Origin of the sequence: Neorhizobium sp. CSC1952 (assembly GCF_030378245.1) — a bacterium.
In the GTDB taxonomy this organism is placed as follows: domain Bacteria; phylum Pseudomonadota; class Alphaproteobacteria; order Rhizobiales; family Rhizobiaceae; genus Neorhizobium; species Neorhizobium oryzae_A.
Window position 1 is genome coordinate 3,843,676 of sequence record NZ_CP128416.1, and the last position, 22,825, is coordinate 3,866,500.

General features: G+C 62.7%; 15 protein-coding genes. 6 read left to right on the forward strand and 9 right to left on the reverse strand.

From position 1 onward, the window contains the following. Positions 1 to 2 precede the first annotated feature (2 nt). Entirely contained in the window at positions 3 to 461 is a 459-nt protein-coding gene (locus QTA58_RS18675) for a DUF3237 domain-containing protein (RefSeq protein ID WP_289670101.1), read from the forward strand. Positions 462 to 550: 89 nt separating this feature from the next. On the opposite strand, the gene mdlC is transcribed toward QTA58_RS18675, so the two are convergent. Further along, entirely contained in the window at positions 551 to 3,634 is a 3,084-nt protein-coding gene (mdlC, locus tag QTA58_RS18680) for a benzoylformate decarboxylase (protein ID WP_289670102.1), read from the reverse strand. Between the two features lie 121 nt (positions 3,635 to 3,755). Here mdlC and QTA58_RS18685 point away from each other — a divergent pair, with 121 nt between their 5' ends. Further along, complete coding sequence (locus QTA58_RS18685) at positions 3,756 to 4,676, forward strand: LysR family transcriptional regulator (RefSeq protein WP_289670103.1); 921 nt, start codon at positions 3,756 to 3,758, stop codon at positions 4,674 to 4,676. An 81-nt stretch (positions 4,677 to 4,757) separates the two neighbouring features. On the opposite strand, the gene QTA58_RS18690 is transcribed toward QTA58_RS18685, so the two are convergent. Continuing rightward, positions 4,758 to 5,429, reverse strand: a complete 672-nt coding sequence (locus tag QTA58_RS18690) for a GntR family transcriptional regulator (RefSeq protein ID WP_289670105.1) — start codon at positions 5,427 to 5,429, stop codon at positions 4,758 to 4,760. Between the two features lie 374 nt (positions 5,430 to 5,803). Then, positions 5,804 to 6,784 (reverse strand): tripartite tricarboxylate transporter substrate binding protein, encoded by a 981-nt coding sequence (locus QTA58_RS18695; protein ID WP_289670107.1) that lies wholly within the window; start codon positions 6,782 to 6,784, stop codon positions 5,804 to 5,806. Between the two features lie 158 nt (positions 6,785 to 6,942). On the opposite strand from QTA58_RS18695, the gene QTA58_RS18700 reads away from it, so the two are divergent. Then, entirely contained in the window at positions 6,943 to 8,484 is a 1,542-nt protein-coding gene (locus tag QTA58_RS18700; protein WP_289670109.1) for a UbiD family decarboxylase, read from the forward strand. Positions 8,485 to 8,620: 136 nt separating this feature from the next. Further along, positions 8,621 to 11,545, forward strand: a complete 2,925-nt coding sequence (locus QTA58_RS18705) for a PAS domain-containing protein (protein WP_289670111.1) — start codon at positions 8,621 to 8,623, stop codon at positions 11,543 to 11,545. Positions 11,546 to 11,590: 45 nt separating this feature from the next. Here the strand turns inward: QTA58_RS18705 and QTA58_RS18710 are convergent, their stop codons facing one another. Beyond that, complete coding sequence (locus QTA58_RS18710) at positions 11,591 to 12,847, reverse strand: AGE family epimerase/isomerase (RefSeq protein ID WP_289670113.1); 1,257 nt, start codon at positions 12,845 to 12,847, stop codon at positions 11,591 to 11,593. Between the two features lie 177 nt (positions 12,848 to 13,024). Here QTA58_RS18710 and metH point away from each other — a divergent pair, with 177 nt between their 5' ends. Next, entirely contained in the window at positions 13,025 to 16,798 is a 3,774-nt protein-coding gene (gene metH, locus QTA58_RS18715) for a methionine synthase (protein WP_289670115.1), read from the forward strand. Between the two features lie 67 nt (positions 16,799 to 16,865). Here metH and QTA58_RS18720 read toward each other — a convergent pair whose 3' ends face one another. The 5 genes from QTA58_RS18720 to QTA58_RS18740 form a co-directional block, all read right to left on the reverse strand. Beyond that, positions 16,866 to 17,927: an ABC transporter ATP-binding protein gene (locus QTA58_RS18720; protein WP_289670117.1), complete on the reverse strand. Its 1,062-nt coding sequence runs from the start codon at positions 17,925 to 17,927 to the stop codon at positions 16,866 to 16,868. A gap of 12 nt (positions 17,928 to 17,939) precedes the next feature. Then, positions 17,940 to 18,728, reverse strand: coding sequence for an ABC transporter permease (locus QTA58_RS18725; RefSeq protein WP_289670119.1), 789 nt, complete (start codon positions 18,726 to 18,728; stop codon positions 17,940 to 17,942). A 10-nt stretch (positions 18,729 to 18,738) separates the two neighbouring features. Beyond that, on the reverse strand, positions 18,739 to 19,614 hold the full coding sequence (locus tag QTA58_RS18730; protein WP_289670120.1) for an ABC transporter permease subunit: 876 nt from the start codon (positions 19,612 to 19,614) through the stop codon (positions 18,739 to 18,741). Positions 19,615 to 19,682: 68 nt separating this feature from the next. Then, positions 19,683 to 20,786 carry an ABC transporter substrate-binding protein gene (locus QTA58_RS18735; RefSeq protein ID WP_289670122.1) on the reverse strand — a complete coding sequence of 368 codons (1,104 nt, stop codon included), beginning with the start codon at positions 20,784 to 20,786 and terminating at the stop codon, positions 19,683 to 19,685. Between the two features lie 147 nt (positions 20,787 to 20,933). Continuing rightward, positions 20,934 to 21,824, reverse strand: coding sequence for a MurR/RpiR family transcriptional regulator (locus QTA58_RS18740; protein WP_289670123.1), 891 nt, complete (start codon positions 21,822 to 21,824; stop codon positions 20,934 to 20,936). Between the two features lie 170 nt (positions 21,825 to 21,994). On the opposite strand from QTA58_RS18740, the gene QTA58_RS18745 reads away from it, so the two are divergent. Beyond that, complete coding sequence (locus tag QTA58_RS18745) at positions 21,995 to 22,771, forward strand: N-formylglutamate amidohydrolase (protein WP_289670124.1); 777 nt, start codon at positions 21,995 to 21,997, stop codon at positions 22,769 to 22,771. Positions 22,772 to 22,825: the final 54 nt, after the last annotated feature.

The window sequence follows — 22,825 nt, forward strand, 5'->3', positions numbered from 1 at the left end:
TGATGCAGGCTCCCGGCCTCAGACCGCTTTGCGAAATCCGTGCCGACCTCGGCCCGCCGATCGAGAAGGGAGGCGGCCCGGGCGGTCGCTGGCGGATCATCCCGATCATCGGCGGAACCGTGGAAGGGGAGCGCCTTTCGGGTCGCATCCTCGATCTCGGCGCGGATTGGCAGAACGTCTACGATGCGGGCTATGCGGAGCTCGATACCCGTTATGTCATCGAGACCCATGACGGCGCGATGATCGACATCCGCAATTTCGGTTTCCGGCACGGGCCGCCGGAGGTGCTGGCGCGGCTCGCGGCAGGAGAGACGGTCGATCCGGCGCTCTATTACATGCGCACCAATCCGCGCTTCCAGACGGGCGATCCGCGTTATGCCTGGCTCAACCACACCATGTTCATCGGCACCGGCGAGCGCATGGCCAATTTCGTAAGAATTTTCATCTTCGAAGTGCTCTGATCAACGATCCACCGGAGTACCGAGGGGGAAAAGGCCGCCGGATTTCATCCCGGCGGCCTTTTTATCTCATGCAATAGGATGGATCACCCTCAGGCCATGTGGATCGTCTTGACCTCGAAATAGTTTTCGAGACCCTCCGGCCCGCCTTCGCGGCCCATGCCCGACTGCTTGAAGCCGCCGAAGGGATGATGGATGTCGACGATCATGCCGTTCACCGTCACGCTGCCGGTGCGCATTCTGCGGGCGAAGGCGTAGCCGCGTTCCGGATCGGCGGTGAAGACCGCGCCGGAGAGGCCGTACATGGTATCGTTGGCGATCTTCGCGGCTTCGTCCTCGTCCTTGTAGCTGATGATCGACACGACCGGACCGAAGATTTCCTCCTGCGCGATCTTCATGTCCATCGTCACGTCGGTGAAGATGGTCGGCTCGATGAAGTAGCCCTTGTCGAGACCGGCCGGACGGCCGCCGCCGCAGGCGATCTTCGCGCCGCCTTCACGGCCGGCGGCGATATAGCCTTCGACGCGGGCGAGCTGACGGGCCATGGTGAGCGGTCCCATATGGGTGGTCGGATCGGCCGGATCGCCCACCTTGATGTTCTTCACCGCGCCGACGAACATGTCTGTGAATTCTCGGCTGCGGGATTCCGGCACCAGGATGCGGGTCAGCGAGAAGCAGACCTGACCAGTGATCGGCATGGAATAGACCATCAGGCTCGGCAGCGCCTTCGCGAAATCGGCGTCATCCAGGAGCACGGCTGCGGATTTGCCGCCGAGTTCCAGGCTGTAGCGGGCGAGGCGCTCGGAGCAGGCGGCCGCGATCGCCCGGCCGGCAATCGTCGAGCCGGTGAACGAGACCTTGTCGATGCCTTTGTGGCGGACGAGATAATCGCCGCCTTCGCGGCCGGCCGGCACGAGGTTGAAGACGCCCTTCGGCAGGCCTGCCTGTTCGATGCATTCGGCCAGGATATAGGCTTCCAGCGGGGTTTCCGGCGAAGGCTTGGCGACGATGGTGCAGCCTGCGGCGAGTGCCGCCGAGACCTTGTAGTTCAGAAGCACCATCGGGGCATTCCACGGCGTGATCGCCGCGCAGACGCCGACCGGCTCGCGTACGACGCGGACTTCGCCGCCGTCGGCGCGCTTACGGTGACTGACGAAGTCGTCCTTCTCGATCAGGTCGGCATAGAAGGTGAAGAGGCCCGGGTTCTGGCCGACGAGCTTCTTGGTCAGGAAGATCGGTGCGCCGACCTGGGTCGTCCAGGCATTGGCGATCTCGTCCAGGCGGGCGGTGAGCAGTTCGGCCACCTTGCGCAGATAGCCGGCACGCTCCTTGTTGCTCAGGCGCGGCCAGGGGCCGTTGTCGAAGGCGTCGCGGGCGGCCGCCACGGCCTTGTCGATATCGGCATTGCTCGCTTCCGGATAGCTCAGCAGCAGTTCCTCGGTGACGGGCGAAATGACATCCAGCTTGCCGGTTCCGGACGGGGTCACCCATTCGCCGTTGATGAAGAATTTCTCCGGGGTCTTCAGGACTTTCTCGTTTCTGACAGCGACATTCATTTCAGTCTCCTCCTCTGATAGAATGACTTCCAAAAGGCGCGGCCCTTTCATCCCGAGAAGGGACCGCAGGCACGATGCCAGTTCTTCTCCCTCGTCGCAGCGGACGGCCTTGCAGCCCTGAGCCTCCGCGACCTTCACAAAATCCATGTGGCCGATGTCGACGCCGTCGATGCGCCCGGACCCGGTCTTCTCGGCAATGGCCTTCAGGACCTTGTAGCCGCCGTTGTTCAGGATGACGATCAGCAGGTTCGCGTCATATTCGACGGCCGACCAGATCGACTGTATCGAATAGAGGCTCGACCCGTCGCCGATCACCGCGATGACCGGCTGTTCCGGTTTCGTCAGCGCGGCGCCGACGGAGCCGGGCAGGGCGTAACCCAGGCCGCCGCTGGCGGTGGCGAAAAAGCCGCCCGGCCGCTCGATCGGAAAGAAGTCGTGCAGCGCGTCGCGGCCGCCCGGCGCCTCCTCGAAGACGATGCTCTCCGGCGAGCGGACATCGGCGAGCGTCTGGTAGAAGAATTCCTGGGTGATGCCCTTCGGCTGTTTCAGCCGGGGAATGACGCGCGCCGGCCCGTCGGTGCGCTGCGGCCGGCAGCGCAAACGATAGACGAGGCCTTCGGCGGCTGCGCGAAGGTTCGAGACCATCGCATTGCCGGTGACGGCATTTGCCGCCTGTGCCGGGTCGTCGGTGATGAGCCGGAGCTCGGCACCTTCCGGAACATCCGGGCCGGATCCGGCGAAATGATAGGTGAAGGCCGGCGCGCCGAGGACCAGCACGAGGTCGGCATTGCCGAGACATTGCGCGAGTTTCGGCTGAAAAGCGGGCAGGAAACCGGCAAAGAGCGGATGCCGCTCCGGAAAACTGCAGCGCGAGGAAAGGGGGCTCACCCAGACTTTGGCCTGCAGGATTTCCGCAAGCCGGACCGCCGAATCCCAGGCATCGTCGAGATCGACCCCGGGGCCGACGACGAGCACCGGCTCCTTCGCCTCGTTCAACTCCCGGGCGAGCCTGTCCAGCGCTTCTGCCGGTGCGCTGATTACCGTCTCCACGTCGCGGATGGCGATCGGCCGGGCTTCCGCCTGCCAGTCGCTCAATGGGACGGAGACCATGACCGGGCCGCGCGGCGCCTGCATCGCCATATGGTAGGCCCGGGCGATCGCCGCCGGCACATCCTCGGCGCGGGCGGGCTCGCAGGCCCATTTCACATAAGGTTTCGGGAAATCGGTCGGGCTCTCGGCAAACAGGAAGGGGTCGTGCGGCAGGAGTTCGCGGCTCTGCTGGCCGGTGGTAATGATCAGCGGCGCGCGGTTGCGGTAGGCCGTATAGATATTGCCGAGCGCATGGCCGAGGCCGGCGGCCGAATGCAGGTTGACGAAGGCCGGTTTGCGGCTCACCTGCGCATAGGCGTCCGCCATGGCGACTACGATCGATTCCTGCAGGCCGAGCACATAGGAAAAATCTTCCGGAATGTTCATGAACATCGGCAGCTCGGTGGAACCGGGATTGCCGAATATCCGGTCGATGCCCTTCTGCCTCAGAAAATCGAAAACCGCTTCGCTGACCGTCTGGCCATGCAGCTTCGTGCTGCCGGACAGGAAATCCCGCGTCATCTTGTTCATGCTTGAGGCCTCCTCCCGGCCTTCAGGAATGCATCCTGAGCGCGTATCGTGCCCTATCAATGTCGCAGATGGCGCCTTGTCTTGGAATTGAAGAATCTCCAAAAATCCATTACATAAAGGCATGACTTTGGATGTTCGATCAGCCCAGATCGTGCTCGAATGCGCACGCCGTGGAAGCCTCGGTGCGGCCGCTTCCGCATTGAACATGACCCAGCCGGCGATCACCCGGATGCTGAAGCGTCTCGAAGAAAGCTATGGAGTGCCGCTCTTCGAGCGCACGACCCGCGGCGTCGTGCCGACCGTCTTCGGCGAGGCGCTGCTTCCCTATGCGAAACTGGTGGTGTCGGAGATCGGCAACGCCACCGACGTGATCCGACAGATGCGGGGTGCGAGCCGCGGCGTGGTCCGGATCGGCGGGGTTGCGAGCGTCGTCAGCGGCTTCGTCATCGCCGTCATCCGCGAGATGCGCAAGGAGCATCCGGAGGTGCAGTACCAGATCATCGAGGATCTCGAAGACCGGGTATTGGAAGGATTGAAGGGCGGGATGATCGACATCGCAATCTCCCCGGAGCCCTATCTGGACGACGATATCGTCATCGCGACGCCGGACATCATGCACGACACCGTCTCCGTCTTCGCACGCGCCGACCATCCGATCATCGGGCGGCAGCATGTGACGCTCGCCGAGGCTGCCGGATTCGGTTGGGCCCTGCCGCCGCCGGGAACGCCGACCGTGCGCGAATGGCAGCGCCGTTTCCACGACAATGCGCTGGAGCCGAATGCGCCGTCGATCATCTCCCGTTCGGTTCCGGTGCTGAAGGCGGCCGTTCTGTCGGAAGCGCTGTTCTGCTGGATGCCGCTGCCGCTGGTGCGCGAGGAAGTCGAACGCGGCGACATGGCGCGGGTCAACGTGCCCGAACTCGACTGGCAGAGGACATTTCGCGTCTACCGCCGCAAGAAGGGCCTGATGACGCCGCCGACCGCCAACCTGCTGCAGGCCATCCGCCGGATCAGCGAGACGTGGCGAGGGCAGACCATCTGACATAGCTCGCCTATGCAACGACCGGCCCGCGATCGCGCAGACTGCTAGACGAGAGCAGGTCTGACCGTGGCCGCTGATCCGTCAGGAAGCCATGGCCTCCGCGTCCTCCATGAGATTGACGACACCTTCCGACAATCTCTCGATCCGCCTCATGCAAAGCTCGCCTGCCAGCTTGCCGTTGCGCGTTTCGATCGCGGCAACGATGGCGTCGAGCTCCTGCAGCCGTTCCTGATAGGGAATATTCTGGAAGGTCGAAAGCTGCTTCAGGATCATCACGCGGCCGTCGAGCTGGCGGGCGAAATCGGCGGCGACATGGTTGCCGCAATGGTCCCGCATGATCGCAAAGAACTGCTGCCCGGCAGCGAAGGCATCGCGCGGCTGCCTGCTTCGCATCGACTGGAGATGGGCCTTGAGTTTCTTGATCTGCGCGGCGGTTGCGTTGTCGGCAAAGCCGGTGCCGATCAACCCTTCGAGTGCCTTGCGGACCGCGTAGATCTCGGCGGCTTCCCGTCGTCCGATGCTGATCACCGTGCGGCCGCGCCGGGAGCGGTTGACGATCAGTCCCTCCGCTTCCAGATGCTGCAAGGCTTCGCGAAGGACGGTGCGGCTGATGCCGAGTTCGCCGCAGATTTCCCGTTCCACCAGCTTTTGTCCGGGTGCCAGGTTCCCGGCAGCGATCGAGGCGCGAATGGCTTCGGTGACCTTCTCGCGGAGCAAAGGCTCCGGCACGATATTCATTCCAAGGATGGTCATAGGTCTCCGGCTCCCTCGTATCCGCATTGACGGGAATTTTCAATCGATATATCCGCTTGGATATATCGTCAAGCGCAACCTTGAAAAGCGGCGGCTGCCGGGAAGGGTGGTTTTCTTTCACAGCGATGAGCGAAAGGTCGATGTCGAAACGACCTATGAAATAGAAACGGCGCCGTGAGGCGCCGTCAGACTGCTGACAAAGGCTCGAAAATCTCCGATCGTCATGCTCGGGCCTGTCCCGAGCATCTGCAAACCATTGACGTTTATAGATCCTCGGCACAAGGCCGAGGATGACGCCGAACAAGAGGCGAGGTTTGTCATCAAGCTGACGGCGCCGTGAGGCGCCGTTTAAAGTTTTGGAGCGAATGGCCGTCTTACTGCTGCGGAATGTTGGCGATCTTGACGTAATCGGCCCAGGCCGCGACCTCTTTCTTGAGATATTCCTGGCCTTCTTCCGGCGTGCTGACGAAGATGTCGCCGCCCTGGTCGGTCACGAACTTCTTGACGTCGTCCTGCCCGAGGACTTCCTTCGTCCAGCCGTTGATCTTGGCGACGACTTCCTTCGGTGTCTCTGATGGAACCATCATGGCGAACCAGCCGACCTGGTCCATCGGATAGCCTTCCTCGGTCATCGTCGGAACCTCGGGGGCGCCGGGAATGCGCTTGCCGGAGCTGACCGCCAGCAGGCGATAGCGGCCTTCGCGAAGCTGGGCGAGGGAGAAAACCGGATCCTGGGCGGCAAACGCCATCGCGCCGCTCATCACGTCGTTCATCGAATCGGCGCTGCTCTTATAGGAGACCTCGACCGTTTCCAGGCCGGCTTCCTGCTTGTAGATGGCGGCAAGAACCTTGCCCGACGTGTTGTTGACGGCGTAGCTGGCGTTCGAGCCTTCCTTCTTCAGATATTCGGTCAGTTCCTTCATGTTCTTGATCGGGCTCGAGACCGGAACGGCAATCATGTGCGGCTGCTTGTTGATCGTCGCTGCGACCTGAAGGTCCTTCACGACATCGATCGGCGGCTTCTTGAACATGTGCATGTTGCCGGCGATGGCGCTGCCGGTATGGAAGAAGATCGTGTAGCCGTCCGGCTTGGCGCGGGCGACATATTCGGCGGCGATATTGCCGCCGGCGCCGGGCTTGTTCTCGACGATGATGGTCGCGCCCGAAAGCTTGGAGATCTTCTCGGCGAAAAAGCGGACGATGACATCGGCACCGCTGCCTGCCGGGAAAGCACAGATCATGCTGATGGTCTGGCTCGGATAATCCGCCTGCGCCGCGGCCGGCGAGAGGCCGAAGGCGGTGCCCGCAAGGGCTACCGAAGCCGCAAGCATGAAACGACGTGTAATGTTCTGCATAAAGTCCCTCCCTGTGAATGACCGGACGTCGCATCGAGCCGGTCGGTCGCGTCTCCCAATGCGACCTGATGCGACATTGTATAATTATATTTGATTTAATCAACTGTTCTGGATAGAAAACACGGCACGCAGAAAACGCGTTTTCGGGAGAGGACAGAATGACCGTCAACACCACAACCAAATCCGCCGCCGCGCTCGATCTTGACCGGTTTCGGCTGAGGAATTTCGTCGACGCGCTGGGTGCCGACGAGCTGGAGATCCGCGAGGAGAAGGTCGATCTGGCCGATGTGGCGGTTATCCTGCAGAACAATCCGAAGGCGGTCCTCTTCAAGAATGTCGGACCGGAAGGCCAGCAACTGGTCGGCAATGTCGTCGGCAGCCGGTCGCGTCTCGCCAAGGCCTTCGGCGTGTCCGCGGGCGAGGTCGCTCTCGAAATGCGCCGCCGGCTGTCGCTGAAGCCCGAACTCGTCAAGCTTTCGAAAGACGAGGCCCCGGTGCAGCAGGTCGTGCTCACCGGTACGGATGCCGACCTCCTCAAGCTGCCGGTCCATGTGCAGCACGCGCTTGACGGCGCGCCCTATATCTCCGCGACGATCGACTACACGATCGATCCGAAGGATGGCCGCTACAATTGCGGCATGCGCCGCCTGATGCTGCGCGGTCCCCAGGAAGCGGGCGTCGACCTGATCGCCCCGAGCGACCTGCGCGTCATGTACATGGCGGCCTCGGGACGCGGGGAGCGCCTCAATGTCGCCTATGTGGTGGGCTGCCACCCGATCGACATGGTTTCCGCGACGATGAAGGAGCCGGTCGACGAGCTCGAGCTGATCTCCTCGCTTCGCGCCGCGCCGCTGCCGGTCGTCAAGTGCGTGACGAACGACATCATGGTTCCGGCCGATGCGGAAATGGTCATCGAGGGTTATTTCGACGAGCGCGGCTATGTCGAGAAGGAAGGTCCCTACGGCGAGTATCTGGGATATTATGGTGTGGTGAAGACCAATCCGGTCTTCCACGTCACGGCCATCACCCACCGCAAGGATGCGCTCTTCCAGACCGCGACGATTTCTGGCAACCGCATGGACTTCACCGATACGTCCAATCTCGAAGCCTTGCGCATGGAGATGAACGTCTGGAAGATCCTCGGCGAGGTCGTGCGTCAGCCGGTCGCCGTCTACGCCCCGGTCGCAGCCGGCGGCTCGATGAGCATGCGTTTCTCCATCCGCCAGACCTATCCGGGCGAGGCCCGTTCGGCGCTTTATGCGGTGCTCGGCGCCGTCGGCGTCAAGAACGTCTTCGTCGTCGATCCGGATATCGACATCTTCGACGACAGCCAGATGGAATGGGCCTTCGGTACCCGTTTCCAGGCCGATCGCGACCTCGTCATCGCGACGGGCGTGCGCTTGTCGCCGCTCGATCCGTCGCTGCACGGCGCGCGTTCCGGCGCCAAGGCCGGTTACGACCTCACCTGGCCGGTGCAGCATGCCCAGAGCTGGGAACTCGTCACCCCCCAGGCGCCCTCCTATCCGGGCAAGCGCTTCCCGTCGCTGGAGGCGGCGCTGAAGGACGGCCCGAAGCATTTCGAGGAACTGATGGCCGCGGTCGGCAGCCGCGACGGCCGCGAAGTGGTCCGCGAACTCGACACCTTCCGTCCAAATGGCCTGGAGCGCGACGAACGCGGCCGCTACTATCTTCCGAAGTGAGGCCCGATCGACTGGGATGCGGCATCTCTGCGACATCGCCTTCCGGATGTCCGTCCGGAAGGTTTTCTCTTGATTTCAATTGTCAATGAATGCCGAAGCCTTATAACCTGATGCCGCATTGCATCGGGGGCGGCGCATGTTCCGAGTGACGGAGCTTTCCACCATAGACCTGGAGCAGTTGTTCAATCTCTCGCCCAATCCCTACGTCATTCTTGACCGGGAGTTGCGGCTCGTCGGGATGAACGATGCCTATCTTGCCGTCACGGGGCGCAGCCGTGAGGAGCTTCTCGGCCGCAACATGTTCGATGCTTTCCCGAGCGATCCCGATTCGGCTTCGGGCAGGCTGCTGCGCCAATCCTTCGCCAAGGTGCTTTCGACAGGGGAGGTGGATCACCTGTCCCTCATTCCCTATCCGATCACCGGTTCCGACGGGGAATTGGAGGATCGCTACTGGAGCGCCACGCATACGGCGATCAAGGACGAGAACGGCGAGATCACCTTCATCCTGCAGCATACGGTGGATGTGACGGAACTGCATCTGCTGCGCAGCTGGCTGGCCGGCGACGGCTCGCTGCAGGTGCACACGGACCTGATGCGCCGCGCCGATGCGGTTCAGGGAGAGAATATCGCACTTGGAGAGGAACGCGAATATCTGCGCATGCTGTTCGAGCAGGCGCCGGGTTTCATGGCGGTGCTGCGCGAGCCGGAACATGTCTTCAACATCGTCAACGGGGCATACCGGGCTCTGGTCGGGCGCGAGGATCTGATCGGCAAGACCGTGCGCGAAGCCCTTCCGGACATCGCCGGCCAGGGCTTTTACGAGCTGCTCGATCAGGTCTACCGGAGCGGTACGCCCTATAGCGCCCATGCCGCCCGCGTCGTTCTGCAGCCGCCGGGCAGCGACGCGCCGGAGGAGCGTTTCCTCGACTTCGTCTATCAGCCGATCCGCGATCGGGACGGTGCCGTGAGCGGCATTTTCGTCCAGGGACACGACGTGACCCAGCTTCGTCGCGCGCAGGAGGCGGCGCGCGAGAACGAGGACCGTTTCCGGACGCTGGCGCAGTCCTTGCCGACGCATGTCTGGACCGCGACGCCGGACGGCCGGATGCAATGGTGCAACGATCAGATATTCGCCTATAGCGGATCGGAGTCCTTCTATTTCGACAGGGACAAGCGCTCCGACATACTGCACCCGGACGATTCGGCGGGGATCGCCGCGGCCTGGGGCGAAGCGCTGCGCACGGGAAACAAGCTTGAGACGGAGATCAGGGTGCGTCGCCACGACGGCGTCTACCGCTGGTTCATCACCCGCGCCGTGCCGATCAGGAACGACGCCGGCGATATAACGCTCTGGGTCGCCACCAACACCGATATCGACGAGCAGAAACAGACGGAGACACAGCTTTCGGACCTGGCGGCCACGCTTGGCCACCGCGTGGAGGAAAGGACGATCGAGCTCGAACGGACGCAGGAGGTGCTTCGCCAGAGCCAGAAGATGGAAGCGATCGGCAACCTGGCCGGAGGCATTGCCCATGACTTCAACAATCTGCTGCAGGTCATCACGGGCAACCTTCAGCTTCTCGGCCGTGAAGTCGCCGGCAACGAGATCGCCGAAAAGCGGCTGAACAGTGCGCTGGCCAGCGCTTCGCGCGGCGCACGGCTGGCCTCGCAGCTTCTCTCCTTCGGCAGGCGTCAGCCGCTTTCGCCCAAGGTCATCAACCTGAGCCGCCTGATCCGCGAGATGGATCATCTCCTGCGGCGCAGTCTCGGCGAGGCGATCGAGATCGACACGATCGTCGGCGGCGGGCTCTGGAACACGCTGGTCGACCCGAGCAACGTGGAGAACGCGCTTCTCAACCTTGCGATCAACGCCCGCGATGCGATGAACGGGCAGGGCAAGCTGACCATCGAGCTCGGCAACGCCTTCCTGGACGATGAATATGCGCGCCACGCCTTCGATGTGAAGGCGGGACAATATGTGATGCTTGCCGTGACCGATACCGGTGTGGGCATGACGCCCGACGTCCTGGAAAAGGTCTTCGATCCCTTCTTCACCACCAAGCCGGAAGGCAGAGGGACAGGCCTCGGCCTTTCCATGGTCTACGGTTTCGTCAAGCAGTCCGGCGGCCACATCAAGATCTACAGCGAACCCGGAAACGGAACCACCGTACGCATCTATCTTCCGCGATCGATGGAGGAGGAGGATCTGGTCGCCGAGAGCTCGGCGGGCACCGCTTCCGGCGGAAACGAGACCGTTCTGGTGGTCGAGGACGACGAGGCGGTGCGGGAGATCACCGTCAGCCTGCTCACCGAGCTCGGCTACCGGGTCCTGAGAGCCAAGGATGCCGATAGCGGGCTGGCGATCATCGAGAGCGGCGTGCCGATCGATGTTCTCTTCACCGACGTGGTGATGCCCGGCCGCCTGAAGAGCCGCGATCTCGCCAAGAAGGCCAAGGAACGGCTGCCGCATCTCGGCGTCCTGTTCACCTCGGGCTACACGGAAAACTCGATCGTCCATGGCGGGCGGCTCGATCCCGGCGTCAACCTGCTCAGCAAGCCTTATACGCGCGAGGCGCTGGCGCGAAAGATCAGGCAGGTGATCGAACAGGGCCGGGAAGGAGCGCCGCCGCGCCCGCCGGAGCGTTCTCCGACGCCTGCCGCGGCTCCCGTCATAGAGGAACCTGCCGTTCGGGATCTGCCGATCACCGTGCTGCTGGTCGAGGACGAGGCGCTGATCCGTATTTCGACGGCGGACTTCCTGCAGGATTTCGGCATGAACGTCGTGGAGGCCGGATCGGCCAGGGAAGCGCTTGATGCGGTGGGCAGCCATCCGGTCGACATTCTCGTCACCGACGTGCATCTGCCGGAAATGAGCGGGCTTGATCTCGCATTGAAAGTGCGGGAAGCGCTGCCGCATCTGCCGGTGATCTTCGCGACCGGCGACCGGAGCGTGCCGGGAGCCGAAGCGCTCGGGCAGACCGCACTGATCACCAAGCCTTACGACTACGATCTGCTCGCCACCCATATCCGCGCCATGGTCACGTCCCGCACGGGGACGTGACCGGCCTTCGCTTTCAAGCCGCAGGCAGGACTTGCCGCAATGCGCTCAGATGCGGCCGTCGGCGTCGACGATGACCTTGGTCAGGCTGCCGGTTGCGGGAAAAAGCGGGATGAGGCAGGCCTGCAGCGCGTGGTAGATATCGCCCTTGCCGGGAAAGAGCGTATGCGCCGGAACGAGGTCTTCGGTCAGCTCCTCGTGCCAGCCGCCGTTCTTGTGGTCGATGAAGCGGTTGGCGATCGTGCCCCAGATGAGGCGATAGCTGTCCTCGTAGAAACGGTCCGCGGGCAGATGCTCGTTCAGGAAATGCGCGGCCGCGGCCCCTTCGCACATTGGCCACCAGAGCTTGTTGGTCTTGGCCGGCCTGTCCTGCCAGTCGAGCGTATAGAAGAAGCCGCCTTTCTCCTTGTCCCAACCCAGTGACATGGACTGCACGAAGAGGGATTTCGCCGCATCGGGCATCCAGGCATGCTTCCTGCCGCCAAGCGCCCAGAGCTGGAGCACGAGGCGCGCCCATTCCAGCCAGTGGCCGGGCGTCGTGCCGGCCGGGCGGAACATCTCGTCCGGATGGTAATAGTCCTTGTCGATCGTCCATTCCGTGTCGAAATGCTCGGCGACGCGGAAACCTACGCTGCCCGCCGCCCGGCGGATGACCAGGTCTGCGATGCTCTCGGCCTTCTGAAGATAAGCCATCTCGCCGGTCGCCTCGAAAGCCGCCATCAGCGCTTCGGTGAGATGCATGTTGGAGTTCTGTCCGCGATAGTTTCCCCTTTCGATCGGCGACCAGTCGCGGTTGAATTCCTCGGCGATGGCGCCGTGGCGGGCTTCCCAGAATTTCGTGTCCAGGATTTCGGTGATGTCGGCCAGCAGGCGGTCGGCGAGAGGGTGGCCGGCCACCTTGGCAGAGGAGGCGGCAAGCAGCACGAAAGCATGGCCATAACCCTGTTTGGCGGAATCGACGGCGCCGTCATCGTTTACCTGCCAGAAATAACCGCCATGCTGCGTATCGCGATGCCGCTCCCAGAGATAGCGCATGCCGTGATCGATGATGTCGCCGGCGCCGGGACGGCCGAGCAGGTAACCGACCGAGAAGCAGTGCACCATGCGGGCCGAGGCGTGAATGCCGCGGGTCGGATTGACGCCGCCGATCGGCGAGCCCTGATCGTCGAGATCGAAAAAGCCGCCCTTCGGATTCATGGCCCGGTATTGGAAGAAATCGAAGAGGCCGTCGGCCTGATCCAGAAGCCAGCGCCGATGATAGGGAAGGCTCGCCCAGCTGGCGGCTGTCTGACCGTTGTCACTCATGGAGACCTCTAAAATCGCTGAATGGGTACGTTCTCCAACGCCTATAGCGCCCGACCGGTTTCCTGTCATCGGCTATTCGATGCGCGATCTCTTATGCCAGAAGTCGCTTCAGTTATATATTGACATAAAGATATGTTTATGCGGTTATTGAGTTATCTCGAAGCATGAGGATGTGCGATGTTCGATGAACTCTTCGGCCCCGAAGCCTCCCGCCGCAATGGCGCGGAAATCCTGGCGGCGCTCAAGGCCGCGGCGCGGGAGCGCATCCTGATCATCGACGGCGCTATGGGCACCGAGATCCAGGGACTTGGTTTCAACGAGGATCACTTCCGCGGCGATCGGTTCGCCGGCTGCGCCTGCCATCAGCAGGGCAACAACGACCTTCTGATCCTCTCGCAGCCGCAGGCGATCGAGGAAATCCATTACCGCTATGCCAAGGCGGGCGCGGACATTATCGAGACCAACACCTTCTCCTCGACCCGCATCGCCCAGGCCGACTATCAGATGGAGAATGCGGTCTACGATCTCAACCGCGACGGCGCGCGGCTGGCGCGGCGCGCGGCACTCCGGGCGGAGAAGGAGGATGGCCGCCGCCGCTTCGTGGCCGGCGCGATCGGCCCGACCAACCGCACCGCCTCCATTTCTCCCGACGTCAACAATCCCGGTTACCGGGCTGTGACATTCGATGACCTCAGGCTCGCCTATGGGGAGCAGCTCGACGGCCTCATCGACGGCGGCGCCGACATCATCCTGATCGAAACGATCTTCGATACGCTGAACGCCAAGGCCGCGATCTTCGCCTGCGCCGAACGTTTCGCCGAAAAAGGCATCCACTTGCCGGTGATGATCTCCGGCACGATCACCGACCTTTCCGGCCGCACGCTCTCCGGCCAGACGCCGTCGGCCTTCTGGTATTCGGTGCGCCATGCGAAGCCCTTCACCATAGGCCTGAACTGCGCGCTCGGCGCCGATGCGATGCGCCCGCATCTGCAGGAACTCTCGGCCGTCGCCGACACGTTCATCTCGGCCTATCCGAATGCCGGCCTGCCGAACGAATTCGGCCGCTACGACGAGACGCCCGACGACATGGCCCGCCAGATTCGCGGCTTTGCCGAGGAAGGTCTTGTCAACGTCGTCGGCGGCTGCTGCGGCTCGACGCCGGAACACATCCGCGCTATCGCGGATGCCGTCGCGTCCTTCAAGCCGCGCGAGGTGCCCGAGCACAAGCCGTTCATGGCGCTCTCTGGTCTCGAACCCTTCGTCTTCACCAAGGACGTGCCCTTCGTGAACGTCGGTGAGCGCACCAACGTCACCGGCTCGGCGAAATTCCGCAAGCTCATCACCGCCGGCGATTTCACGTCCGCGCTCGCGGTCGCCCGCGACCAGGTGGAGAACGGGGCCGCGGTCATCGACATCAATATGGACGAAGGCCTGATCGATTCCGAAAAGGCAATGGTCGAGTTCGTGAACCTCATCGCCGCCGAGCCGGATATCGCCCGCGTGCCGCTGATGCTCGACAGCTCCAAGTTCGAGATTATGGAGGCCGGCCTGAAATGCGTGCAGGGCAAGCCGGTCGTCAACTCGATCTCCATGAAGGAAGGCGAGGAGAAGTTCATCGCCCAGGCGAAGCTCTTGCGCAATTATGGCGCCGCGATCGTCGTCATGGCCTTCGACGAGCAGGGGCAGGCCGATACGTTCGAGCGCAAGGTTTCGATTGCCGAACGCGCCTACAAGCTCCTGACCGAGGAGGCGGATTTCCCGCCGGAAGACATCATCTTCGACCCGAACATCTTTGCGGTGGCGACGGGCATCGAGGAGCACAACAATTATGGCCTCGCCTTCATCCAGGCGACCAAGGCGATCCGCGAGCGCATGCCGCTCGTGCATGTCTCGGGCGGCGTTTCGAACCTTTCCTTCTCCTTCCGCGGCAACGAGCCGGTGCGCGAGGCGATGCACGCCGTGTTCCTCTACCACGCCATTCAGGCGGGCATGGACATGGGTATCGTCAATGCCGGCCAGCTTGCCATCTACGAGAACATCGAGCCGGAGCTGCGCGAGGCCTGCGAGGACGTGGTGCTGAACCGCCGCGACGATGCGACGGAGCGTATGCTCGAGATTGCCGAGCGCTATCGCGGCGCCGGGGCCAAGGAAGCCAAGGCGCAGGACCTTGCGTGGCGTGAATGGCCGGTCGAGAAGCGTCTGTCGCACGCGCTGGTCAACGGCATCACCGATTTCATCGATGAGGATACGGAAGAGGCCCGCCAAAACGCGGACCGGCCGCTGAGCGTCATCGAAGGCCCGCTGATGGCCGGCATGAACGTCGTCGGCGACCTCTTCGGCTCCGGCAAGATGTTCCTGCCGCAGGTGGTGAAGTCCGCCCGCGTCATGAAGCAGGCGGTTGCGGTGCTGCTGCCCTACATGGAGGAGGAAAAACGCCTCAACGGCGGCGACCAGAAGAGGTCCGCCGGCAAGGTGCTGATGGCGACCGTGAAGGGCGACGTGCATGACATCGGCAAGAACATCGTCGGTGTCGTGCTCGCCTGCAACAACTACGAGATCATCGACCTCGGCGTCATGGTGCCCTCGACGAAGATCCTCGAAACGGCGATTGCCGAGAAAGTCGACATCATCGGGCTTTCCGGCCTCATCACGCCGTCGCTCGACGAGATGGTGCACGTGGCTTCCGAGATGGAACGGCAGGGTTTCGACATTCCGCTGCTGATCGGCGGCGCCACCACCAGCCGCGTGCATACGGCGGTCAAGATCCATCCGCGCTATGATCGCGGGCAGGCGGTTTATGTCAACGATGCCAGCCGCGCCGTCGGTGTCGTTTCCTCGCTCCTTTCGCCGGATGCGAAGGCGAACTATGTCAGCACGATCCAGGCGGAATATGCCAAGGTGGCGGCGGCGCATGCCCGTTCCGAGGCCGAGAAGACCCGCCTTTCGATCACCCGCGCCCGCGACAACGCCGAAAAGCTCGACTGGTCGGACTACAAACCGACCAAGCCGCAGTTCCTCGGCACCAAGGTCTTCGAGACCTACGATCTTGCCGAACTCGCGAAATATATCGACTGGACGCCCTTCTTCCAGACCTGGGAACTGAAGGGCCGTTTCCCGGCGATCCTGGAGGACGAGAAGCAGGGCGAGGCGGCGCGTCAGCTCTATGCGGATGCCCAGGCCATGCTCGAAAAGATCATCGCCGAAAAATGGTTCCGGCCGCGGGCGGTGATCGGCTTCTGGCCGGCCAATGCGGTCGGCGACGATATCCGTCTCTTTGAGGACGACAGCCGAAACAAGGAACTTGCGACCTTCTTCACGTTGCGTCAGCAGCTTTCGAAGCGGGACGGCCGGCCGAACGTGGCGCTTGCGGATTTCGTCGCGCCGCGGGCGACCGGGCTTGAAGACTATGTCGGCGGCTTCGTGGTGACGGCGGGTATCGAAGAAGTCGCGATAGCGGAACGCTTCGAGCGCGCGAACGACGACTATTCGTCGATCCTCGTCAAGGCGCTGGCCGACCGTTTCGCGGAAGCCTTCGCGGAATGCATGCATGAGCGGGTCCGCAAGGAGTTCTGGGGTTATGCGCCGGACGAGGACCTTTCGTCCGAAGAACTGATCACGGAAGCCTATGGCGGCATTCGCCCGGCGCCCGGCTATCCGGCGCAGCCCGACCATACGGAAAAGGCGACGCTCTTCCGCCTGCTCGACGCGACGGCCGCGACGGGCGTGGAGCTGACCGAAAGCTACGCCATGTGGCCCGGCTCTTCCGTTTCCGGTCTCTATATCGGCCACCCGGCGTCCTATTATTTCGGCGTGGCGAAGGTCGAGCGCGATCAGGTCGAGGACTATGCCAAGCGCAAGGGCATGGCGGTGGAGGAAGTCGAGCGGTGGCTCGGGCCGGTGCTCAACTATACGCCGGCATCCGAGCGGGATGCGGTGGACGACGCGGCTTGACCCTTGGCGCCGTCGTCCTCGGGCTCGTAGCGAGGATGACGGGCGAGCGTTCCAGGCTCCGTCAGAATCAATCCCGGACGATCAGGAAGTCGCTGGCGTTGAAGCGTAGCGTCACGGTCTCGCCCGCCTGCGGCATGACCGCATCCGGCGCATTGAACATGTCGAAGGAAATCCGGTTGCCGCCGACATCGATCTTGGTGCGGATGACCGAACCGAGGAAATGCGAGGAGACCACCTTGCCGGTGAGCGAGGTATCGCCCTTGGCGTTTTCGGAAAGCGAGCCGGCCTCCGGGCGCAGCGCGATCGACAGCTTGTCGCCGGCCCTCAGCGCGCCGACCGATTCGCGCAGCCTGACGACATTGTCGCCGACGTTTACCGTATTGGCTGCCGGATCGGCCACGGTCGCCTCGATCATGTTGAGCGTGCCGACGAATGAGGCGACGAACCGGGTAGCCGGGTGATTGTAGATCTCCGACGGCGTGCCGATCTGGTCGGCGCGCCCGGCGTTCATGACGACGATGCGGTCGGAGATCGACAGAGCCTCTTCCTGGTCATGGGTGACGAAGACGGTGGTAATGCCGAGCTGGCTCTGGATCTGGCGGATTTCCTCGCGCAGCGAGACGCGGATCTTCGCATCGAGCGCCGAAAGCGGCTCGTCGAGCAACAGCACCTGCGGTTTCGGGGCGAGCGCGCGGGCGAGCGCCACGCGCTGCTGTTGTCCGCCCGACAACTGATAGGGATAGCGATCGGCAAGATGATCGAGGCGGATCAGCGACAGCATCTCCTTCACGCGTGCTTCGATCTCCGCCTTCGGCTTTCCGGCGACCTTGAGACCGAAGGCGACGTTGTCGAAGACGTTCATGTTCGGAAACAGCGCATAGGCCTGGAAGACCATGCCGATATTGCGCTGGCTGGTCTTCAGCCGGTTCTGGTCCTTTCCGTTGATGCTGATCCTGCCGCCGCTTGGGGTCTCGAAGCCCGCGATCATGCGCAGCACCGTCGTCTTGCCGCAGCCGGACGGGCCTAGAAAGGAGACGAATTCGCCCTTTTCGATCGACATGTCGAAATCCTTGACGACCTGCGTCTGCCCAAAACTCTTCTTGATATTTTCAAGGACGAGGAACGACATCGAGAAAATTCCTTAGGGCCGGGAGGGCGTCAATTTGCTGAAACGGGTCACGAGCTGGAGCAGGCCCATCGAAAGCCAGGTGATCGCAAACGCTATGATGGCGAGCGCCGAAGGCTCATAGGCCTTGTTGGCACCGACGAGCTGCAGATAGGGACCGAATGCCGGCCGGTTGAGAAGCGCCGCCATGGTGAATTCGCCCATGACGATCGCGAAGGTGATGAAGGCTCCCGACAATACGCCCGACATGACGTTCGGGAAGATGCAGCGGAACATGATGGTCGGCCATTTGGCGCCGAGGATTTCGGCGGCCTCCGTCAGCGTCCGCACGTCGATCGCGCGCATGGCGGTATCCACCGCGCGGTACATGTAGGGCAGCGACAGCGTCATGTAGGAGAGCACGAGCAGAGTGTTGGTGCCGCCGACCGAGCCGGTGAACGGCAGCCAGGATGACGAATTGTAGAGCCGCAGATAGCCGAAGACGATGACGATCGCCGGGATCACCAGCGGCAGCAGCGTGATGAATTCGATCACCGGACGCACCTGCGGCAGGCGCAGCCGCACCCAATAGGCGGTCGGCACGACGAGCAGCATGCCGAAGATGATGGTGAAGAGTGCCATCAGCATCGAGAAGCCGAAGGTCTGCTGGAACTGGATATCCGAGAAGACCGACTGATAGGCGTCGAAGGAATATTCGCCGCGCCGCATGCGCAGCGAGAATTCGAACGTGCCGATCAGGGGCACGAAGAAGTAGATCGCGCCGATGGCGATGGCAATCCAGGCAAGGACCCTGCTCGTCTTCATTTCTGCCCCCTCACTTCTGCCAGCGTTCGGCGCGCATGCGCAAGAGGATGTAGAGGATGTTGGAGATGCCGGTGATGACGATCATGCCGAGCGCCAGCGCATAGCCGAGATTGGGGTTGTGCAGCACGTCGCCACGGATCTGGGCGTAGAGCAGGATCGGCACGATGTTGAGCGAGGAGCCGGTCAGCGCATAGGCCGTGGCGATCGCGCCGAAGGCATTGGCGAAGAGCAGCAGCGTCGTGCCCATCAAGCTCGGCCACAGGATCGGCAGCGCGACCATGCGCCAGTATTGCCAGGTCGAGGCGCCGAGGATTTCGGAAGCCTCGCGCCATTCCTTCTTCATGCCGTCGAGCGCCGGCGTCAGGATCAGCACCATCAGCGGGATCTGGAAGAACATGTATGTGATGGTCAGCCCGAAGAAGGAGAGGATGTTGAAGCCGGTCGAATAGAGATTGAAGCCGATCCAGTCGCGCAGCAGCACCGTCACCAGGCCGGTGCGGCCGAGGGTTGCCAGGAACGCGAAGGCGAGCGGCACGCCCGCGAAGTTGGAGGCGACGCCGGAAAAGGTGAGCAGGCCGGAGCGCACCCAGGCGGGAACGCCGCCGAGCACGATCGCCCAGGCGAGAAAGAAGCCGATCAGCGCGCCGCCGAGCGCGGACGCCACCGAGACCTTGATGCTGATCCAGTAGGCGCTCATGATCGATGGCGTGAAGAGATCTGCGATGTTCTTGAAGGTGAACGAACCGTCCGGCGTGAAGAAGGCGCCCGTCACCAGATAGAGGGTCGGGACGATCAGGAACATCAGCGCGAAGATCATGAACGGCGCGATGCCGAGCCAATCGACGACGGTGCGGCGGTCGATGAGGGACATGGTGGCGGTGCTCATGGGCGCTGGCTTCTGCCGGAGGAGGAAGAAGCCTCCCCGCGGAACGGCGGGGAGACTTTTTCGGGATATTACTGGACGTTGGCGCCGACGACGCTGTCCCATTTGGTCGTGATCGCGGTCTTGCCTGCTTCCTGCTCGGCGAGCGTCGGGAAGACGGCCTTTTCGTAAGCGGCTGCCGGCGGCAGAGCGTCGAGCAGTTCCTTCGGGATCTTGTTGTTCTTGGCAAGATCGTTGAAGCGGATCGGGTGGCAATAGCCCTTCAGCCAGCCGAGCTGGCCTTCGTCCGAATAGAGGAACTCCATCCAAAGCTTGGCGGCGTTCGGGTGCGGAGCGAAAGCGGAGATCGCCTGGACATAGACGCCGGCGACGACGCCGGAGGCGGGGACTACGACTTCGAGGGGCGGATTGCCTTTCAGGCTGTCGCGCCAGGAAAGACCATTATAGTCCCAGGCGATCACGATCGGGGTCGAGCCTTGGGCGAGCGAGGCGGACTTGCCGATGACCGGAACGAAATTGCCGGCCTTGTTGACGTCAGCGAAGAAGGAGAGGCCCGCTTCGCCGGCCTTCGCAGCATCCTTCTCGCCGGCGGCGAGACCGGCGGCATAGACGGCCTGGACGGCCTGGTTGGAAGCACGCGGGTCGCCGGCGAGCGCTACGGCATTGGCGAATTCCGGCTTCTTCAGGTCGGCCCAGTCCTTCGGCAGTTCCTTCACGATATCGGTGTTCACCACGAAGGAGAGCACCCCGTAATAGTCGCCGTACCAATGGCCCTCGGGATCCTTGGCTGTGTCCGGGATCGTATCCCAGGTGGAAACCTTGTAGGGCATCAGAAGGCCTTCGGCCTTGGCGGATGGACCGAAGGAGAGGCCGACGTCGATGACATCGGGGGCCTGCGGGCCGGTATTGCCCTTGTTGGCCTTGATCGCTTCGATTTCGTCGCCCGAGCCGGCATCCGGGTTCAGTTCGTTGACTTCGATGCCGTATTTGGCCTTGAAGGCGGCGATCAGGTCGCCGTAGCCGCACCAGTTGTGGGGCAGGGCGATCGTGGTCAGCGTGCCTTCCTTCTTGGCGGCTGCGATCAGTTCGGCGCTCGGCTCGGCGGCCGCGAGGCTCGCGGAAGCGATGACGATGGCGGTCGTCATCGAAAGAAGACGTTGGGTCCTGTTGAGCACGATATCCTCCTAGGGTTCAGGTCGTGTGGTTCGGATCGTTCGGGCGCGACTCGTAGAGCCAGTTCATGTATCGTATATGACAGCCCGGATCGTGAGCATTTGCTCATAAGCTCCCGATTTTCCGGGGTATTCCTGCGTCTTCGATGGTTAGTCGGGGCGCGTCTGACGGCCCGGGCGGCGGAAGAGGCGGCTCCGCTCGAACAGGCCTTCGAGAGAGTTCATGCGTTCGCGGGTTTCCTCCCATGTGGCGCTCTGTACCGCCTCGATCAGCGCTTCGACGACAAAGAGGGTGATCACCGAGGAGTCCCAGGCGGAGGGCGCTTCGATGCGCATTTTGAACGTGTGCCGGGCGTGTTGTGCGACAGGCGAAGCCCAGACGTCGGTGAACAAGACGATGACGACGCCGTTGGCCTTTGCGGTCTCTGCCAGCGTCGCCATCTCCTGCTCGTAACGGCGGATGTCGAAGATCACCAGCACGTCGCCCGCACTCATGTTGAGCACGTGCTGCGGCCAGGAGCTGGAATTGTTGGAGATCAGTGTCGTCTTCGGACGGATGACCTGCATGTGGGTGAAGAAATATTCCGCGAGCGCCCCGGTGATGCGGCCTCCGACGAAATAGATGTTGCGGCTGCGGTCACGCAAAAGTGCGGCCGCGCCCTCGAATGTCGTCGTGTCGAGATCCGAAAGCGTGTCGCGCAGATTGGCTGTAATGGCATCGGCGAAACGGTTCAGAATGTGCGTTCCCGGTGCGTTGGAAGCCCAGCGGTCGTGCTTGGCGATGGGATTGGAGATCGTCGCTTCGAGTTCCTGATGCAGGTGCGACTGGAATTCCGGATAGCCCTTGTAGCCCAGCTTCTGGACCATGCGCGCGACGGTCGGCGTGGAGACGCCGGCATTCTCCGCGATGACAGTGATGCTGCCGAGCCCCGACACCGGATAGTTCTCCAATAGGCTGTCCGCCAACTGTTTTTCCGCGCGCGTCAGGCTGTCGTAACGAACACGAATGACATCCGATACGGTGCGTGCTGTTGTTGGCACGAAAGCTGTTCCCTCCGGTCTGCGCCGGTTTACCGCGGAAGATTAACATTCGTTTCTCCGGAGAAGTCAACGGTGGACTTGAAGAGAATTTTTCAGATTCACGTTGACGGCGATCGAAAAGTGAAGAATTCTCTTCTTAATTCAAAATTAGTCATCCTTGGAACGCGGTCATGCTGGTTCAGTCGGAGTTTTTCACGGAGGCGGACGGTGAACCCGTCGCCGTGGAAAACGCCAGGAGCAGGGGCGAGGTGCTTCTCGTCTGCGAGCATGCATCGCGGCGGCTGCCGGAGCGCTACGGCGATCTCGGGCTTTCGGAGGAGGCGCTCGCCTCGCATATCGCCTGGGACCCCGGGGCCCTGGCGGTCGCCAGGCTGATGTCGAAGAGCCTCGATGCGACGCTGATCTACCAGCGGTTCTCCCGCCTCATATACGATTGCAACCGGCCGCCGGAATCGCCGGCCGCGATACGGGATGTCTCCGAAGTCTTTCGTATTCCCGGCAACGAGAACCTGTCCGAGGCCGAGCGTTCGCGGCGCACCACCGCGCTTTACATGCCCTTCCGCGACCGTATCCGCGAGGAGATCGAAGCGCGGCGGAGGCGGGGACAGAGGACGGTGTTCGTCACCGTCCACAGTTTCACGCCGGTCTATTTCGGCAGAGAGCGGCCGGTCGAGATCGGCATCCTGCACGATACCGACAGCCGCCTTGCGGACCGCATGCTGGAAGCCGCGGCCGATACGCATCTCTATCGCGTCGAGCGCAACGAACCTTATGGTCCGGCGGACGGCGTCACCCATACGCTGGAAGCCCATGCCCTGCCGGCCGGGCTTCTGAACGTGATGATCGAGATCAGGAACGACCTGATAGCGGACGAAACCGGCCAGGGGGTCGCGGCCGATTTTCTGACAGGACTGCTGCGGGAAAGCCTCGCAGACGTTCAAGGATAAGACCCCGAAAAGGGGACAGAGGGAGCAGTAAAAGCTGCGAGGCGCCGACACCGA

Bases quoted from the DNA above. Each gene is read 5' to 3' on its own strand.
- QTA58_RS18710 (WP_289670113.1), bottom strand. From the start codon at position 12,847: ATGAGTGACAACGGTCAGACAGCCGCCAGCTGGGCGAGCCTTCCCTAT.
- mdlC (WP_289670102.1), bottom strand. From the start codon at position 3,634: ATGAACAAGATGACGCGGGATTTCCTGTCCGGCAGCACGAAGCTGCAT.
- QTA58_RS18745 (WP_289670124.1), top strand. From the start codon at position 21,995: ATGCTGGTTCAGTCGGAGTTTTTCACGGAGGCGGACGGTGAACCCGTC.
- QTA58_RS18675 (WP_289670101.1), top strand. From the start codon at position 3: ATGCAGGCTCCCGGCCTCAGACCGCTTTGCGAAATCCGTGCCGACCTC.
- QTA58_RS18705 (WP_289670111.1), top strand. From the start codon at position 8,621: ATGTTCCGAGTGACGGAGCTTTCCACCATAGACCTGGAGCAGTTGTTC.
- QTA58_RS18730 (WP_289670120.1), bottom strand. From the start codon at position 19,614: ATGAGCACCGCCACCATGTCCCTCATCGACCGCCGCACCGTCGTCGAT.
- QTA58_RS18685 (WP_289670103.1), top strand. From the start codon at position 3,756: ATGACTTTGGATGTTCGATCAGCCCAGATCGTGCTCGAATGCGCACGC.
- QTA58_RS18700 (WP_289670109.1), top strand. From the start codon at position 6,943: ATGACCGTCAACACCACAACCAAATCCGCCGCCGCGCTCGATCTTGAC.
- QTA58_RS18725 (WP_289670119.1), bottom strand. From the start codon at position 18,728: ATGAAGACGAGCAGGGTCCTTGCCTGGATTGCCATCGCCATCGGCGCG.
- QTA58_RS18695 (WP_289670107.1), bottom strand. From the start codon at position 6,784: ATGCAGAACATTACACGTCGTTTCATGCTTGCGGCTTCGGTAGCCCTT.
- QTA58_RS18720 (WP_289670117.1), bottom strand. From the start codon at position 17,927: ATGTCGTTCCTCGTCCTTGAAAATATCAAGAAGAGTTTTGGGCAGACG.
- metH (WP_289670115.1), top strand. From the start codon at position 13,025: ATGTTCGATGAACTCTTCGGCCCCGAAGCCTCCCGCCGCAATGGCGCG.
- QTA58_RS18690 (WP_289670105.1), bottom strand. From the start codon at position 5,429: ATGACCATCCTTGGAATGAATATCGTGCCGGAGCCTTTGCTCCGCGAG.